This is a genomic window from Arthrobacter sp. N199823, assembly GCF_002929705.1.
In the GTDB taxonomy this organism is placed as follows: domain Bacteria; phylum Actinomycetota; class Actinomycetes; order Actinomycetales; family Micrococcaceae; genus Specibacter.
In genome coordinates, this window is sequence record NZ_PJIN01000003.1 from 585,845 (window position 1) to 602,410 (window position 16,566).

Annotated in this window: 14 protein-coding genes; 9 read left to right on the forward strand and 5 right to left on the reverse strand. The window is 60.7% G+C overall.

Annotation, left to right across the window (positions count from 1 at the left end; genetic code table 11):
* Nucleotides 1–39 precede the first annotated feature (39 nt).
* Entirely contained in the window at nt 40–1,551 is a 1,512-nt protein-coding gene (guaB, locus tag CXQ93_RS09915; RefSeq protein ID WP_104110225.1) for an IMP dehydrogenase, read from the forward strand.
* A gap of 123 nt (nt 1,552–1,674) precedes the next feature.
* Here guaB and CXQ93_RS09920 read toward each other — a convergent pair whose 3' ends face one another.
* Together CXQ93_RS09920 and CXQ93_RS09925 are read right to left on the reverse strand one after the other, a co-directional pair.
* Nucleotides 1,675–2,292, reverse strand: a complete 618-nt coding sequence (locus CXQ93_RS09920) for a hypothetical protein (protein WP_104110226.1) — start codon at nt 2,290–2,292, stop codon at nt 1,675–1,677.
* Nucleotides 2,293–2,338: 46 nt separating this feature from the next.
* Complete coding sequence (locus tag CXQ93_RS09925; RefSeq protein ID WP_146073205.1) at nt 2,339–3,052, reverse strand: hypothetical protein; 714 nt, start codon at nt 3,050–3,052, stop codon at nt 2,339–2,341.
* A gap of 51 nt (nt 3,053–3,103) precedes the next feature.
* On the opposite strand from CXQ93_RS09925, the gene CXQ93_RS09930 reads away from it, so the two are divergent.
* The 8 genes from CXQ93_RS09930 to CXQ93_RS09965 all read left to right on the forward strand — a co-directional run bounded on the left by CXQ93_RS09930 (nt 3,104) and on the right by CXQ93_RS09965 (nt 14,244).
* Nucleotides 3,104–4,204 carry a BtrH N-terminal domain-containing protein gene (locus CXQ93_RS09930; protein ID WP_104110228.1) on the forward strand — a complete coding sequence of 367 codons (1,101 nt, stop codon included), beginning with the start codon at nt 3,104–3,106 and terminating at the stop codon, nt 4,202–4,204.
* Nucleotides 4,205–4,237: 33 nt separating this feature from the next.
* Nucleotides 4,238–5,365: a GuaB3 family IMP dehydrogenase-related protein gene (locus CXQ93_RS09935; RefSeq protein ID WP_104110229.1), complete on the forward strand. Its 1,128-nt coding sequence runs from the start codon at nt 4,238–4,240 to the stop codon at nt 5,363–5,365.
* A 198-nt stretch (nt 5,366–5,563) separates the two neighbouring features.
* Nucleotides 5,564–6,055 (forward strand): PTS sugar transporter subunit IIA, encoded by a 492-nt coding sequence (locus tag CXQ93_RS09940; RefSeq protein WP_104110230.1) that lies wholly within the window; start codon nt 5,564–5,566, stop codon nt 6,053–6,055.
* 145 nt (nt 6,056–6,200) lie between these two features.
* Entirely contained in the window at nt 6,201–7,064 is an 864-nt protein-coding gene (locus tag CXQ93_RS09945) for an SURF1 family protein (protein ID WP_104110231.1), read from the forward strand.
* 100 nt (nt 7,065–7,164) lie between these two features.
* Nucleotides 7,165–7,662: a DUF3817 domain-containing protein gene (locus CXQ93_RS09950; protein ID WP_258068783.1), complete on the forward strand. Its 498-nt coding sequence runs from the start codon at nt 7,165–7,167 to the stop codon at nt 7,660–7,662.
* Nucleotides 7,663–7,830: 168 nt separating this feature from the next.
* Nucleotides 7,831–9,420 (forward strand): glutamine-hydrolyzing GMP synthase, encoded by a 1,590-nt coding sequence (gene guaA, locus CXQ93_RS09955; RefSeq protein ID WP_104110232.1) that lies wholly within the window; start codon nt 7,831–7,833, stop codon nt 9,418–9,420.
* Between the two features lie 112 nt (nt 9,421–9,532).
* Nucleotides 9,533–13,714 (forward strand): DUF4011 domain-containing protein, encoded by a 4,182-nt coding sequence (locus CXQ93_RS09960; RefSeq protein ID WP_104110233.1) that lies wholly within the window; start codon nt 9,533–9,535, stop codon nt 13,712–13,714.
* Nucleotides 13,715–13,731: 17 nt separating this feature from the next.
* Complete coding sequence (locus CXQ93_RS09965) at nt 13,732–14,244, forward strand: hypothetical protein (RefSeq protein ID WP_104110234.1); 513 nt, start codon at nt 13,732–13,734, stop codon at nt 14,242–14,244.
* Between the two features lie 18 nt (nt 14,245–14,262).
* Here CXQ93_RS09965 and CXQ93_RS09970 read toward each other — a convergent pair whose 3' ends face one another.
* The 3 genes from CXQ93_RS09970 to CXQ93_RS09980 all read right to left on the reverse strand — a co-directional run bounded on the left by CXQ93_RS09970 (nt 14,263) and on the right by CXQ93_RS09980 (nt 16,529).
* Complete coding sequence (locus tag CXQ93_RS09970; RefSeq protein ID WP_181036105.1) at nt 14,263–15,009, reverse strand: SAF domain-containing protein; 747 nt, start codon at nt 15,007–15,009, stop codon at nt 14,263–14,265.
* A 281-nt stretch (nt 15,010–15,290) separates the two neighbouring features.
* A complete protein-coding gene (locus tag CXQ93_RS09975) occupies nt 15,291–15,620 on the reverse strand; it encodes an FmdB family zinc ribbon protein (protein WP_104110328.1) in 330 nt (109 codons plus the stop codon).
* Between the two features lie 210 nt (nt 15,621–15,830).
* Entirely contained in the window at nt 15,831–16,529 is a 699-nt protein-coding gene (locus tag CXQ93_RS09980) for a 5-formyltetrahydrofolate cyclo-ligase (protein WP_181036106.1), read from the reverse strand.
* Nucleotides 16,530–16,566 lie beyond the last annotated feature (37 nt).

The following is a 16,566-nucleotide window of genomic DNA, read 5'->3' on the forward strand; positions in this document are numbered from 1 at the left end:
ACACACCCCCCACCGGTTCTACCCCGCCAAGGAGCCTTCGTGTCCCAGCCTGAAATTCATGATCCATTCGCCTTTGTTGGACTGACGTATGACGACGTCCTGCTCCTTCCCGGACACACCAACGTGATCCCCTCTGACGCTGACACCAGCTCACGGGTTTCCAAACGCATCACTGTCCAGACTCCGTTGCTTTCGGCCGCCATGGACACCGTGACCGAGTCGCGCATGGCCATCGCCATGGCCCGCCAGGGTGGCTTGGGCGTTGTGCACCGCAACCTGTCCATTGAGCGTCAGGCCGAAGAAGTTGATCTGGTCAAGCGCAGCGAATCCGGCATGATCACCAACCCGGTGACCATCGGCGCCGAGGCTACGCTTGCCGAGCTGGACGAGCTCTGCGCCCGCTTCCGCGTTTCTGGCCTGCCGGTTGTGGACAAGGACGGTCGCCTCATGGGCATCGTCACCAACCGCGACACCGTCTTCATCCCGGAAAACGAATACTCCACGCGCCTGGTCCGCGACGTCATGACACACATGCCGCTGATCACCGGCAAGGTCGGCATCAGCCGCGAAGACGCCTCCAACTTGCTCGCCAAGAACAAGATTGAGAAGCTTCCCCTCGTTGACGACGCCGGAATTCTCCGCGGACTCATCACCGTCAAGGACTTCGCCAAGGCCGAGCAGTACCCCTTGGCCACCAAGGACGATGAGGGTCGCCTGCGTGTTGGTGCAGCCATCGGCTTCTTCGGCGACGGCTACGAGCGCGCCATGACCCTCGTCGAGGCCGGGGTGGATGCCTTGTTCGTTGACACCGCCAACGGCCACAGCCAGGGTGTTCTGGAAATGATCGCTCGCCTGAAGAGCGAAAAGGCTGCCGCCCACGTTGACATCATTGGTGGCCAGGCAGCTACCCGCGAAGGCGCTCAGGCCCTGATCGACGCCGGTGCCGACGGCATCAAGGTCGGCGTTGGCCCGGGCTCCATCTGCACCACCCGCGTTGTTGCAGGTGTTGGCGTCCCGCAGATCACCGCCATTTACGAGTCCGCCAAGGCTGCCATCCCAGCCGGTGTGCCGTTGATTGCCGACGGCGGTCTGCAGTACTCGGGCGACATCGGTAAGGCCCTGGTTGCCGGAGCCGATACCGTCATGATCGGTTCCCTGCTGGCCGGTACCGAAGAGTCCCCGGGCGAGACAGTGTTCGTCAACGGAAAGCAGTTCAAGGCTTACCGCGGCATGGGCTCACTGGGCGCCATGCAGACCCGTGGCAACAACACCTCCTACTCCAAGGACCGTTACTTCCAGGCCAACGTCTCCGGCGATGACAAGCTCATCCCCGAGGGCATTGAAGGCCGCGTTGCTTACCGCGGCCCGCTCGCCTCGGTTGCTTACCAGCTGGTTGGCGGCCTGCGCCAGACCATGTTCTACGTTGGCTCGCCCACCATTCCCGAGCTCAAGGCCCGCGGCAAGTTTGTCCGCATCACGGCTGCCGGCCTGAAGGAATCGCACCCTCACGACATCACCATGACAGTGGAAGCGCCGAACTACAACAAGTAGTCCCGGTCCTTAAATTACGACGGCGGTGACCCACCTTCCAAAGGTGGGTCACCGCCGTCGTGCTTAAGGGGGTCCTGGAACCAGCCAGCTCCTAGCTGGCCGATATCCGAGGTGCTCGCAATGTCAGGCTGCGAGTATGGCCTTGAACGCGGTCATGGCCTCTACCGCGCTGTGGTTTTCTTCAGTGAACTCGGATTCGCTGCCGCTGCGGAGTACCCATTCGCCGGATTCCACGGCTGTCAGCTGTGCCACAACCGCTTCGCCATCAACACGGAGGCGGCGCACCACAGCGGTGGCTGGTAAGCCCTCAGCAGCACCGGTCAGGTATTCATTGCTCAAGTGCAGGGCCAATTCGAGCATGGCGGCACCTGATTCAATGGGCTGAATCTCGTGAACGCCGTAGGGGCTGAGGCTCAGCAATACCGCCCCCACATTGGATCCCACGGCAAAGAGCACGTGTTCGCTGGTGGGTGTTGTGAGCTTGATTTCAAGCCACTCCTGGGCCTGCGAAAGCACTGTACCCACCACAGCGCACCGGTCCACGGGAACAATCTTTTCACCCTGGGGCGAGGCAAGTCCGCGCACCAACAGTGTGGTCAAGCCGGCATTGTGCAGCAGCTCATTGTCACCGTGTTGATCAAGGCGAAGCAGTCCTAAAGTGACGGCAGCAGATTCTGTGGGAGTCATCGATAGCAGGACAAGGAGCTCGTGGTCAGTCATGCGAAGTTCGGTGTCAGTCATTCCTCCAGCGTACTGGCGACTCGCAGAAGCGGCGCAATGGATCCCCTCACAAGGGGCCGAAGTTCCGGTCTGCTACGGGGTCGCGCCAGGTCAGGGCCAGAGATTCCAGCTCCCGCCGCACCTTGGAATCTTGGTCGATCCGGCGGCGGAAGAAACGCTTACCGTGCTGGGCACAGTACCCGGGGCCGGCAAAAACACTCAGACAACCCAGCAGGAACAACAAGCAATACGCGGCGAGGGTGAGTACCGCGGCAAGGCCCTGAGCCAACTGGCTTTGAAAGACCACGAACAGCAGAACCCATGAAGCCGCAGCCATGAACAGCGCAAGGCCCAGCCCTGAGCCAGTTGTTCCTGCGGCGCGTGAGATTGCCGGTCCTCTGCCGTGCACCACGCCCGGCAGTTTTGCCCGCGCAACAAGCCAGGCCGTGACCACCAATGCCAGGCCGCACAAGAGCAGCAGAAGCCAAACGGCCACGGAGCCCGGAGCCGTAAGCAGTGTCAGGGCACTGCCGCCAATCAGCGTAATGCCGAGCCCACCAACGGCGGCCCGGAAACCCAGCCACTGTCCGTATGACCAAGCCATGTCCCGGAGCGCGGACGTAGATTCTACGGGTGCCATTCGTGCGGCATCGGATTGGAGCCAGTAGTCGAGGCTCTGCACGTATGCCGAGGCGTGGACTGTGGCTGCAGGCTGCACACTGGCCGATGTTGCTTGGCCGGGTCGGGATCTTGGTGGCTTCGGGTGCGGCTGAAATCTCATGCCGCCAGTTTAGGGGCTAACCCCGCGCCCCGCCCCGGATAGAATCAACGCATGCTTTCCCCCTATGACCACACCACCGAATATTCGCATTGGGATTCCGGGCTCTGGACCCGCGTCCTGGCCGCATCCGGGGTGCGCAACCCGCTCACCGACACCGCGTTCACTGAGGCGATGCTGGCCGGGTTGGCGGGCGGTATTGGTTTCATGATTTTCACCTTTGAGTACAAGGACATCACCACGGCATCGGCCGTGACGCGCTTCCACCCCGGCCCGTACACGGAAAATCTGCTGCGTCGAAGCGGTGCCGCCGTCAACATCCAGCAGACGGGAAGCGCCTCCCTGGCCCAAAGCCGGCTCGATGCGGCGCTGGAAACGGGAATTCCCGCCGTCGTGCGCGTTGTCCGCGGCAAACTGCCCTGGGTGGCACAAGACCCGCTGGCCGACATGGAATCCGTGGACATGGCCGTGGTGGGCCGTGACGGTGAGGACTACCTGATGGACGACGGCGGCGGGAGACTCGAACGGATCAGTTCCGCCGCGCTGGCGCAGGCGCGCAGCACTCGCAAGGCGGATAAGCACTGGCAGGCCCACGTTGTGGTGGGCAGCCGCGCCTTGTCGGAGGAACTGGTGGGCGAGGCGCTGACGGTTGAGGTGATCCGCCAGGCGATGGCGCAGACGGCGCAAGAACTACTCTCGGAACAGGCGCCGCATGGGGTGCCAGCGGGTTACGCCAAAAACTTTGGCATTCTGGGCATGTCCACGTGGGCGCAGCGGCTAAGTGACGGCACCTCAAAGCACGGCTGGCTCAGGATTTTTCGTGACCCGAAACGTGCGTCGGTGGGTATGGGCATGTTGCATGGGTTGCTGGCCGGACGGCGGTTCAGTGGACCCGGTGCCTTGCGTCCGTTGTATGCGCAATTCCTGCGTGAGGTGGCGGAAATCGCTGAGGGGGTGTCCGGTGTCGAACGTGGCAGTCTGCAAGAAGCCGCCGCACAATATGCCTCACTGGGGGCACATTGGGACGCGCTCGTGGCCTTGGTAGCTGCGTCGGGGGACCCGGACTTCGCCGCGATGGCCGCGCAGGTAGAGGCTATTGCCGTGTTGGAAAACGCTGCCGCCGGGACGCTGGAATCGGCTGCCGGCGTCATTTAATGCCTCTGGCCCCGCCTGCGATAGGCTAGGGGCGTGACTTATGAGATTGAGATTGGCCGTGGAAAGCGCGGGCGCCGCGCATATTCGTTGGATGAGATTTCGATTGTGCCCGCTAGGCGCACCCGTGATCCTCAGGATGTGTCGGTGAAGTGGCAGATCGACGCTTACCAGTTTGAGGTGCCCGTCATTGGCGCTCCGATGGATTCCGTCATGTCCCCGGAGACTGCCATTGCGCTGGGCAAGCTCGGCGGACTCGGTGTGCTGGACCTTGAGGGTCTCTGGACTCGCTACGAGGACCCGCAGCCAGTTCTGGATGAGATTGCCGCACTGGAGGGCTCGGTCGTTGACCCCGGGACCACCAGCCGCCTGCAGGAGCTCTACAACGCACCCATTCAGGCTGAGCTGATCACGGCCCGCCTGGCCGAGATTCGCGCCGCTGGCGTGACTGTCGCCGGATCCTTGACCCCGGGACGTACCCAGGAGTTCTACAAGACGGTGATTGCCGCCGGCGTTGACATCTTCGTCATCCGTGGCACCACCGTCTCGGCCGAACACGTCTCCAAGTCCACCGAACCGTTGAACCTCAAGCAGTTCATTTACGAACTCGACGTTCCCGTTATTGTGGGCGGTGCAGCCGGGTACACCTCCGCACTGCACCTCATGCGCACCGGCGCAGCAGGCGTCTTGGTCGGCTTCGGCGGAGGCGCCTCCACCACCACCAGCCGCGCATTAGGCATCCGCTCACCCATGGCCAGCGCCATCTCCGACGTCGCAGCTGCACGCCGCGACTACATGGATGAGTCCGGCGGACGTTACGTGCATGTCATTGCCGACGGCGGAATGGGCTCCAGCGGCGACATCGTCAAGGCCATTGCCATGGGTGCCGACGCTGTCATGCTCGGCGCAGCACTTTCCCGCGCAGCCGAGGCCCCCGGGCAGGGTTGGCACTGGGGTGCCGAGGCACACCACCAGGAACTGCCGCGTGGGCACCGCGTGAAAATGGACACTGTGGGAACGCTGGAGGAAGTGCTGTACGGCCCCGCCCACCGCGCCGACGGCAGCTCCAACCTCATCGGCGCCCTGCGCCGCTCAATGGCCACCACCGGCTACTCCGATTTGAAGGAATTCCAGCGGATCGACGTCATCGTCAACCCCCGATGACTCTCAGCTGTTGTCCCTGAAAATGCCCCGATCCACTGGATCGGGGCATTTTTGTCTCTTCTCTCCTCCTTTGCTTCCGCTACATGGTGGCCTCAGTGGCATGCCTCTCGTCACGGGCTATTCACTCCCCTTCGCCAAGGGTCTGCGCATAGACTGATCAGAAGTTCTACTCACACCACCAGCCTTTGAAAGGTACTGATGACACCGGGTTCGTTGGAACGCTATGAAACAGAATTGACCAACTCCGGGCTGGTCATTTTGGAAATGGCGGCGGAGACTAAAGAAGACGCCGCAGCCCAATTGGCGACAAAACTCTTTGAACAGGGTCGAATTTCGGATCTGGCCGGATTCCTCGAGGACGTCAATGCCCGCGAGCATCAGATGGCCACGGGCCTCCCGGGCGGGATCGGCATCCCGCACGCCAGAAGTGAATTTGTCCAGCAAATCTCCATCGCCGTGGGTATCACCAAGTTCGGCCACAGCCTGGATTTTGGTGCCGTCGACGGGCCCGCCACCGTGATCTTGCTCATTGCCACGCCGGCCAGTTCCTTCTCCGCTCACTTGGAAGTCTTGGCAACCCTGGCCAGGTCCCTGTTCAAGGAAAACTTCCGTGAATCTCTGCGCCGAGCCCATGACGCGGAGGTCATTGCCGAGCTCATCAACTCCAGCTTGGTGTTCTTCGACCATTAGTCCCCAACTGCTCCCCAAGTGCAGGTCGCGAGCGACCTGCACTTGGGGCCCCTCGCAGTTGTGGGCCCATCCACGCCCTCCCATCACACCTTCTCGCAATCAGGCGCATTCGTTGTTCTACACGGTTACGAAGTACCGTTGAAGGGTGTTGAAAACTGCCCTAAGGCCCAAATGGATTGCCGCGCTGTTGTTTGCGCTGGTTGTCGCCGCTGTTCTTGTCCTCCTGAGCCAATGGCAGCTTTCGCGTTCGCTGGAGAAGGACGTGGCCCCACCCTCGGTCACTGAAAAAGTGCAACCGCTGTTGGAAACCATGCGTCCTGGTCTGCTCATGACAGGCGATCTTGAGGGCCAGTTGGTCACAACCAGCGGCCATTTCGATGCCAACAAGCAGGTTTTGGTGCCGTCCCGCATCGAAAACGGGCAGGTTGGCTACTGGGTCGTCACAGCCTTTGTAGTGGATGGTGCGCCGAAGCTGGAAGGCGTTGCAGCCACGAAGGAAGTGGTTATTCCTGTAGCCCGCGGCTGGATTGCCACCCCTGATGAAGCAGCTGCTGCGCCAGGGGGCACGCTCACCATTGAAGGGCGTCTGCTGAACACCGAAGGTCCTGAAGTTTCACCAAATCTTCCGGACGGGCAGATCTCAACACTCTCGACCTCAGAACTGACCAACCTCTGGAACGTCAGCACCTACGCGGCCTTCATCGTCTCGCACGAGGAAGTTCAGGACGGGGCAAACGTTGGTGCCTCGGCCTCGGCCGGCACGCTGACACCAATCACCGTCACAGCAACCGACCAGAACAACAAGGTCAACTGGCTGAATATTTTCTACGCCATTGAGTGGGTGGTATTTGCCGGGTTCGCGCTGTTCCTTTGGTGGCGGCTGGTGGCCGACGAGTATCGCCGCGAGCAGGATGAACTCTTTGACATCGATCATGGGAACGACGACGATAACGACGACGTTGAACCTGATGGCGACGTGGACAGCGAAAAGCAGCTCCCGACGTCGTAATTCACCACGGCATTACCTCCGTATCACCTATCGCCACGATTTTAGCTTCAGAGCAGAATGAGGAGCCCCGGCAGTGACCGAGCCCATGAACACAGAGCCCATGAACACAGAGTCAGCCCCCACCGGGCCTGCAGCGAAGGTGGCACCCAAACGCCGTTTTGGCGGCACTCCCGCGCAGATCATGACGGCCTTGAGGTTCTATAAGTACCTGGCCTATGCCACCGGCACCATGCTGCTGCTTCTCGTGATTGAACTGATCTTCCGCTACGGCTTCAACAGCGTCTTGGTGGCTGGCGGTACCGACACCACCGGTACCGCGCATGGCTTCGGATTGGTCAACATTACCGGCGGTGTCATGCCCGTCACCGGTGGCGTAAACCTGTCAACCATGGTGCTGATTGTGCACGGGTGGATGTATGTCATCTACCTGATTGCCGATTTCCGCCTCTGGACGCTGATGCGCTGGCCGTTCGGCAAATTGGTGCTGATCGCCCTCGGTGGTGTGATTCCCTTCCTGTCGTTCTTTGTTGAGGCCAAGGTGCACAAGGAAGTGCTGGCCGAAGTTGCAGCCAATCCCAAGGCTGGCAAGCGCTACTAGCCCCACCAAACGCCGCATCACTTTCCGGCCATTAATCGCAAACCCTTCTGCAATGTGTGCGGGAGCGAAACGGTTTTAAGCCCTGAAAGTGGTGCGGCGTTTGAGGCACTGGTCACGGAAATGAGCGCACGGGGACCAGCGTGCCGCGCCGTGGGTTAAGATTGAAGCGTGACTAATCCCGCTACGGCCCAGACTTCCCAGAAGCCCGTCCTGGTTGTGGACTACGGTGCCCAGTATGCTCAGTTGATTGCGCGCCGCGTGCGTGAGGCCAATGTGTACTCGGAAATCGTGCCGCATACCTATACAACTGCGCAGTTGCTGGCTAAAAACCCAGCTGCCATCATCCTCTCCGGTGGACCTTCCAGTGTCTACGCGGAAGGAGCACCGAACGTTGGTGCGGACCTGTTTGAAGCAGGCATCCCCGTTTTGGGCATTTGCTATGGCTTCCAGGCCATGGCCGCTGCCCTCGGCGGAACCGTCGCCCAGACCGGTCTGCGTGAATACGGTTCCACCCAGGTTCAGATCCTGGGCGAAAGCCGCTCCATCCTCAGCTCCACCAATGCTGACCAGACCACGTGGATGAGCCACGGCGACAGCGTGCAAGAAGCCCCCGAGGGCTTCGATGTGCTCGCGTCCTCCGCCGGCGCACCCGTTGCCGCGTTCGCCAATGAGGAGAAGTGCCTCTTTGGTGTCCAGTGGCACCCCGAGGTCAAGCACTCCGAGTTCGGCCAGAAGGTGTTGGAGAACTTCCTGTTCAACGGCGCCAAGCTGGAAAAGAACTGGACTGCCACCAGCATTCTGGATGAGCAAGTTGAACTCATCCGCAACCAGGTTGGCACCGCCCGGGTCCTCTGCGGCCTCTCCGGCGGCGTTGACTCGGCTGTGGCGGCTGCCCTGGTGCAGCGCGCAGTGGGCGATCAGCTCACCTGCGTGTTCGTCAACCATGGCCTGTTGCGTCAAGGCGAAGCAGAGCAGGTGGAGCTGGACTTTGTAGCGTCCACCGGCGCCAAGCTGTATGTCGCCAACGAGCAGGACCGCTTCCTGAACGCCTTGGCTGGAGTTTCTGACCCCGAGACCAAGCGCAAAATCATTGGCCGCGAATTCATCCGCGCCTTCGAGGAAGCGGAGCGTGCCATCATGGCCGAAGCCGCTTCCGAGGGCGAAGAGATCAAGTTCCTGGTCCAGGGTACCCTGTACCCCGACGTCGTGGAATCCGGCGGCGGCGAAGGTGCTGCAAACATCAAGAGCCACCACAACGTGGGCGGCCTGCCTGAAGATCTGCGCTTTGAGCTCGTTGAGCCGCTGCGGGCACTCTTCAAGGACGAGGTCCGCGCAGTTGGCGCCGAGCTGGGCCTGCCGGCCGAGATCGTTGGCCGCCAGCCGTTCCCCGGCCCCGGCCTGGGAATCCGCATCGTCGGTGAAATCACCGGCGAACGCCTGGAACTGTTGCGCAAGGCTGACGCCATTGCCCGCGCCGAGCTCACCGCAGCCGGCCTGGACAACGAAGTATGGCAGATGCCTGTTGTGCTGCTGGCAGATGTCCGCAGCGTTGGTGTCATGGGCGATGGCCGCACCTACGGTCACCCGATCGTCTTGCGCCCTGTGTCCTCCGAAGACGCCATGACGGCCGACTGGTCACGCTTGCCGTATGACCTGCTGGCCAAGATCTCCAACCGAATCACCAATGAGGTGGAAGGTGTTAACCGCGTGGTTCTGGACGTTACGTCCAAGCCGCCGGGAACCATCGAGTGGGAGTAATTCCCTAGGTAACGCTGGAGGGCGCCAATAACCCGCATATTTCGGGTCTAATTTGGTGCTCTCCAGTGTGCCGAACAGGCAATGGAGGGCTAGGAGCGATAGCCTGAATTACATGTCAGTATGGTCAAGACCGTTCCGCTCAAGTGCAGAGAAGAAGGCACCCGTGTCCGAAGTTGCAGGGCCCAAGGAGAGCTCTTTGGAGCTCCAAGCCTGGCTTGCGGGATTGGACTCATATTCTGGTTCCGATACCGCGCTTGCCTTCGCAATGACCGAGTACGGCAGTATCTCGCTCACGCACGCCAACCCATCGGGTCTGGCCCAGCTCCTGGCTGGCCGCAAGACCCGCCTCTCCACGTTAATTCGTGAACCCGAACACTATGCCGCCGCCAAGAAGGCTGCCGCTGCATTGCGGGCAAAAATCTTTGAACTGAGCACCGATCGCGGGATCGACGTCGGATACCTCGCCGCCGGGATGGCCCGCTGGCCTGCCGATGGCAGCACCGGTACTGATGTGTGTGCGCCCGTGTTGTTGGCCGCCGTCGCACTTTCAGTCCGTCCGGGCCAAGACGACTACGAACTCCAGCTCATGGAGCAGGCTCAGATTAATCCTGCCTTGGTTAAACATCTGGCCCACAGCACCACCATCCACTTGGATGCATCTGCCTTGGGCAGGCTGGCTTACAGCACAGCACGCTTTGACCCGGCGCCGGTGTTGGACCGGGTCCGCTCACTCTTGGCAAGCATTCCCGGCGCCACCGTGGAACACAGCTTGGTGGTTTCCACCTTCGCGTTTCTCGCCGACAACCTCAACGATCCGGCACTGCTCGACGCACCGGAATTGGTCGAAACGTTGCAGCAGCATAGCGGTGACGACGTCCTGCCTGTTGAGCTGGAACCAGATTTTTCCCGATTCACAGCACTAGATGAACGTCTCCCGGACGATGAGATTTTAGTGCTCGACGCCGATCCCCAGCAGCAGTACGTGCTGGACATGATTCGCGCTGGAGAGTCCGTGCTGGTGTCTACCCCGCCCGGAACTGGCCAAACCCAGACCGCCATCAACGCCATTGCGCAGCTAGTCCATGATGGCAAGAGTGTCTTGGTTGTGGGCGAAAGGCGAGGCACGCTCAATGAGCTGGCCCAGATCCTGAACGAACACGAGCTTGACTCCCTGTTGCTGCAGCTCAGCGCCCAGACCGGACCGCAGCAAATCAAGTCGCAGCTGATCCGCTCCATCACACGCAATGAAAAGGCTGTGGAGCCTAAGCTCGGCAGTCTGCATGAGACCTTGGTTGACCACCGTCACCAGCTGGTTGACCACGTAGCAAGCCTGCACAATGTGCGCGATCGCTGGGGGTGCTCGCCCTACCAGGCGATGCAGTCACTGGCTGAGCTGACATCCATCCATCCGGCTCCTGCCACCACGGTGCGCCTCAAGCGCAGCGTGCTCGATAGCATTCGCGACCGCAAGGAACTTAGCTCCAGACTGCGTCGTGCCGCCGAACTGGGCGCCTTCAGTCAAGTAGCTGTCACGAGCGCTTGGCACGGTGCCCGTATGGTCACCCGCAAGGAAACCGAAACCGCGTATTCCTTGGCTGAGCAGTTGCACGGTCAGGTACCCGGCTTTGCTAAAAAGATGAGTGAAGTGGCTGATTTTGGCCAGATTCGTCAGGGCCACTCCTTTGCTGAATGGGGCCGCCAGCTGAACATGTTGGTGGCTATCAGGGAAAGCCTGGATAAGTTCAGCGCGGATATTTTTGACTGGTCCACGGATGAAATGATTGCCGCCACGGCCACCACTGCGTGGCGCCGCGAACACGGCGTGGACATGCCAGCCCTGCAGCGGGCCCGTTTCCGCCGCAACGCCAGGGATCTAGTGCGCCCGGGCGTACACATTGCCGATCTGCACGCTTCACTGGTTCTGGTGAATGAGCAAAGTGCTCTCTGGGCCGAAGCTGCCACGAGTAAGCGCCATCCCACGGTGCCTTCCGGACTTGCCGAGTTGAGCCGCACGTTCATTGAGCTGCGCGAGAAACTGCTCAAATTGGGTGCCGTTCTGGAGCGTACTGTTGACGGTGGCGATCTGCTGAACTTCAATTCCGGTGAACTGGTTGGCCGCCTCGAGGCGCTGGTTGGCTCGCAGGACACCTTGGAAACCTTGCCGGAACGCACACTGTTGCTTGAAGGCATGCGCGAACAGGGCCTGGGCGAACTGCTGGATGATCTTGCCCGGCGAGAAGTCCCTGCTACCCAGACAAGTTCCGAGCTTGAACTAGCATGGTGGCAGTCCGCCCTTGAAGCCATGATCAGCGGTGATGAGTACCTTGCCATGTCCGACGGCGAGAACCTCCGCCGCTTGGAAGCTGAGTTCCGCTTGGCTGATCAAACCCATGTTGCTTCCACCCCCGGACGCATCCGCTGGGGCCTTGCCCAGCAGTGGGGTCAAATCTTGGCTGGCCGTGATCGCCAGGGTGAAATGCTCCGCAATGTCCTCAAGGACGGCCGCGTTTCCCTGGCTGCCTTGAGCACTCAGGCTCCTGACTTGCTGCGCAATCTGGCGCCTGTGTTTGTGCTGAGCCCGCTGGTGGTGCCCTCGGCGCTTCCTGCTGGGTACCGTTTTGATGCGGTCGTTATTCTGGACGCCGAGTCAACCTCGCTACAATCGGCGCTGCCTTCGCTGGCGCGTGCCGATCAGGTGATTGCCTTTGGTGATGAGCAGACTGCCTGCCCGAAGAGTTTCACTGTAGCCGTCAGCGCCCCTGGCCGGCGTGATGCAGAGCAGCATGCGCTTGAAAGTGTTTTCGGGGCATTGTCGCGGGTTCTCCCGCGCCATAGGCTGACTGTCTCATACCGTGCTGTTGACGAAGAGCTGGTGCGCCAGCTCAGCCGCGGCTTCTACGATTCCCAGCTGGAACGGTTGCCGGATGGCCGTGCCGTTACGGGACTTGATCGCGCTGTGAGTGTTGATTACCTGCCGGAGGGCAAGGGCTTGCCCGGCACAGATAATGGTGGCGTGGAATCCGTAGTTGCCGAGGTTAACCGTGTTGTTGACTTGGTATTTGAACACGCACGGGTACGTCCTCGCGAGTCGCTGGCCATCATCACTGCCAGCGACCGTCACGCTGTCCGGGTTGCTCAGGCTATCCGTCTGCAGATGGCCAACCACCCGCTTCTGTCGGAGTTCTTTGCCTCCGGATCCGAGTCCTTCCGCGTCGTCACCGTTGACCGGGCCGCTGGCTTGGTCAGGGATCGGGTGATCTTCTCCCTTGGCTACGGACGAACTCCGCACGGCCGCGCCCTGCACGGCTTTGGGCCACTGTCCGAGCCCGACGGACGTGCCAAGTTCGCCTTGGCCATGACTCGCGCGCGCTCACACATCCACATCGTCACGTGCTTTAGGCCCGAAGACCTGGATGAAAGCCGCCTGAGCTATGGAGCGCTCGATTTCTTTGAGCTCCTCAACCGTGAGATGGCAGGAAACTCACTTTTGGGAACTCCCGCCAGCCGCGCGTTGGACAGCGAAAAAGAAACCGGCGAAGACCCACTTGTGGCCGATCTTGCGGATAGGCTGCGCGCACGCGGAGCACGGGTTTGGCACCACTATGACGGCGCGTTGGACATGGCGGCGGCACCTGATCCCCATCAGCTGCTTGGCCGTGAGGACCACGAAATCCCAGCACCTGTTGCGGTCGAATCCGATGGCACAGCTAAATACCAAAAGATGAGCGTGCGTGAACGTAGCAGGCTGCGCCCACAGATGCTTGAACGGCTGGGCTGGCGTTACGTTTCGCTGTGGACCATTGAAGTGTTCACCGACCCCTCAAGCTGCGCCGATCAAATTGCGTTGTTCCTTGGCATGGGCTCAGCTGCGGCTGACGCGGACTTTAGCTCCTTGTTGGGGGAGTCCCTGGACACGTCCATGACTGCTGTCATTGATTCGCCGAGGTCACGCCGCCGTCAGGAAGTCGAAGTGGATGCCAGCACCGAGCCGGGCGAAGACCTTCCGGTAGCAGCATCGAGTGAGAAAACGTCAGAAGAATTAGAAGAAGGAGCGCCGCTAGTGAGCGAGCAAGCGGATGGTCATGACAAAGCAGATTCTGTTGGCACTCCTAGCGAGGGACAGCCTGGCGAGCAAGAAAAAGAGCAGGACAACAAGGCTGTAGAAGCTCGTCCGGACTCAGAACTTTTGCCCAAAATTGCGCCGCACGATGCAGACCACACCTGGGGAGACCGCACCTCAGACCGTGGCCATGATGCATGGTTGCGCGAGAACAAACCCCCGCATTGGGGATAAAGAACGTAAGGACCACCATGGCCACTCCGCCAAAATTCCCGGGGCGGGGTGCCCTCCTCGACGATAAGTCCGGGACTCCCAGACCTGTTACACCGTCATTTGTTACCGTTGCGGCATGGCTCTTGGGTGGTGCAGCACTCATGCAGGTTATTGCCACAATTTCTGCTCTGGTGTATTCGGTCTCGGCGGAGCGTAGGGCTGCCTTGGAAGAGCAGATCGCTACCATGACAGGTAATGCGCCAAGCCTCAACTCGCTCCAAAACATGGGTGTCCTGACAGTGGTCATGGCCGGGCTGGTGACAGTTGGTGCCTATGTGCTCTTCGGCGTCTATCTACGCAAGGGCCGATCGTGGGCCCGGTTGGGTGCGGGAGTGTTGGTGGCTCTAACTGTCATACAACTGGTGGGTGTCAGCTACCCGGAGGGGTTCACAACACTTGCCCAAGTGATTCTTGGTGCGCTGGCAGTGGCTCTGTGCTATTTGCCTGAACCCAGTAAATTCTTCGCAGCCGTAAAGGCTTCCCGATCCTGAGTGTGGCCCAACCGGGCCTTAATCGGGGCTCCCCGTAGCCGTTTGGCTGCCCTCTTGCGGTACCAGAATCAAAAAGACTTTTCCTTGTGTGCTGGCCCCTGCAAGCTGTAGCGCTTGTTGCGCCGACGCGGCCACCACTACCATCCCTTCCACGTTCTGGGCGGGCAGCAGGGTGCTGTTCGATTCGGCCAGTTTCGGTGTCCAAAGGACGGGGACGGCGCTGGCCAGGATTTCGTTTTGCACTGGCCCATCCATGACTTCTGAGCGGCTTAACACCACTGTCACCAGCTGGCCTTGGCTCAGCAACGTGAGTGTGGCTGGATCGCTGACCCGCAAGGGGACAGCCTGTGTGCCCGGGAGCGAACCGATCAGCAGTTCATTGCCTAGCAATGAGGCGTCAGTGAGGACTTCCCCGCGGCGTACCGGACCGGATAGTTGGCGCCCCAACCATGCTGATTGGGCTGATGCCGACTGCGCTGTTGCTGGTTCACCAACTTCTGGTAGTGAGTCCTGTGGCGGCCCCAGATCCTGTTCGGGGCCTGGAGCCAGCTCTGACGCCTGACTCAGAGACTGACCTGGACTTTGACTTAGTTCCAGGCTGCCTGCTTGGTGCGCGGTAAAGGCGCCGTCCGGAATCATGCCTCGGGAAACCGCCGCTATTCTCACGTCATTGCTGGTCAGGGCGTGCCCAGCTGGCAAGTCACGGACTGCCACCAGAATCTGATCTGTGGCCGGGCTCGACGGTGTGAGTTGCCCAACGGCCACGGCGGCAGCTAAGCAGAGAAGCAGCGCTGCCAGCAAACGCCGCCGACGCCTGGCTGTCCGTAGCAACCTGTGGAGAACGTTGGGACGTGCGGAGCTACTAGACCCGCTGTTCCACTGCCAAGAAGGTCCCGGGTAATTCCGGGGACGAGTGGGGGATGATGCTCTGTTCATGAATCAACGCTAGAGATTCAGCCACCACGAAAAAAGGGTCAGTCACCAGAATGTGGAGAACAGTGGGTACTGCGGTTCCTGTGAGGGAACAGAGCGCAGATGACGCGGTGTTAGCTGCCCGCGTTGGCAGTGGCAGGAGTCTTTGAGGCGCTGGAGCTAGCAGCGCTCGAATCACCAGTACTGGATGATCCTGAAGTGGCTGAGGCAGCACTGGATCCTGATGTTGAGCCGGCTGTAGCAGCCGCAGGAACGGAGCTGGAGGCGCTCCGTGAATCGGTGCGGTAGAAACCTGATCCCTTGAAAACCACGCCTACGGAATTGAACTTCTTGCGCAGGGTGCCGCGGCATTCGGGGCAGACTGTCAGCGAATCCTCGGTAAAGGACTGCTGAATGTCAAAAGCGTGGCCGCAATTTTTGCAGGCGTAGGCGTACATGGGCACTGAAGTTCCTCCTGGATACATGCGTCAGGACCCTGCTCATTGACAACTGCACGGTTGCCAATTCATGGTCCCTACTTTGAATTCTATCATCGAGGGTAAAACGCCCAGCTGCTCGCTAACATTCCCGCAGGCTCTCGGAAGGGGCTGCCTGGGTAAATGTTCGGCTCGTGTGCAGCCGCTAATTCCCCTAGCTGCGCTTTTAGAGGGTTTTCACTGTATTTCACTGTGCTCGCTTGCGGCCCCCAGCTGAATCCACGCCGACGGTGTCAACGCGTAACCCACGGGTATATCCAAGGTGTCGTGCGGTAGCGAACCAGCCGGAACACATTCGTCGTCGTAGACCATGGCGGCCAGAGGACTGTTTGCGGCACGGGGCAAGAACCTGTCGTAGTAGCCGCCGCCTTGGCCAAGTCGCACTCCCGCCGTATCCACAGCAAGCGCCGGAACTATGACGGCCCGAATAGCCGACGCGACCGATTCCGGAGCGGTCGACCCCGACACCGACTCTCCGGCTGCTGTGCCGGATGCGGCCGTCAGCGACTCAAACGGGAGGCGGAGACCACGAGGCTCCATGACTGGTGCCAAAGAACTCCTGACGAGTTCGGCATCCGGGTGCCATAGGACCCAGCTGAGCTGGAAGTCGGGTTCACAAACGGGCACGTAGACGGTGTAGCCAGCCTCTGCGCAGGCGATGAGAAGGCTGCGCGTGGGCGGTTCCTGACCGGTTGACAGGTAGGCGCAAACAACACCTCCCGGGTTTCCATCGTCCAACATGGCCAGCCATTCCAGTGTGATCTTAGACAACTTGGCGCCATCTAAATCAACCGTGCTGGCCGTTGAGGCGGGAGTGGCGCGTGCCCGGCGTCGGGCACGAATGTGGGCACGCAATGCAACTTTGTCCATGATCATGAGGCCCATCCATTCAGAAAGAGGTAACAGCCTTCAA

What these genes read in the sequence shown, in the direction of transcription:
- CXQ93_RS09920 (WP_104110226.1), bottom strand. Translation starts at nt 2,292, where the DNA reads ATGACTGACACCGAACTTCGCATGACTGACCACGAGCTCCTTGTCCTG.
- CXQ93_RS09925 (WP_146073205.1), bottom strand. Translation starts at nt 3,052, where the DNA reads ATGAGATTTCAGCCGCACCCGAAGCCACCAAGATCCCGACCCGGCCAA.
- CXQ93_RS09930 (WP_104110228.1), top strand. Translation starts at nt 3,104, where the DNA reads ATGCTTTCCCCCTATGACCACACCACCGAATATTCGCATTGGGATTCC.
- CXQ93_RS09940 (WP_104110230.1), top strand. Translation starts at nt 5,564, where the DNA reads ATGACACCGGGTTCGTTGGAACGCTATGAAACAGAATTGACCAACTCC.
- CXQ93_RS09950 (WP_258068783.1), top strand. Translation starts at nt 7,165, where the DNA reads ATGAACACAGAGTCAGCCCCCACCGGGCCTGCAGCGAAGGTGGCACCC.
- CXQ93_RS09960 (WP_104110233.1), top strand. Translation starts at nt 9,533, where the DNA reads ATGTCAGTATGGTCAAGACCGTTCCGCTCAAGTGCAGAGAAGAAGGCA.
- CXQ93_RS09965 (WP_104110234.1), top strand. Translation starts at nt 13,732, where the DNA reads ATGGCCACTCCGCCAAAATTCCCGGGGCGGGGTGCCCTCCTCGACGAT.
- CXQ93_RS09980 (WP_181036106.1), bottom strand. Translation starts at nt 16,529, where the DNA reads ATGATCATGGACAAAGTTGCATTGCGTGCCCACATTCGTGCCCGACGC.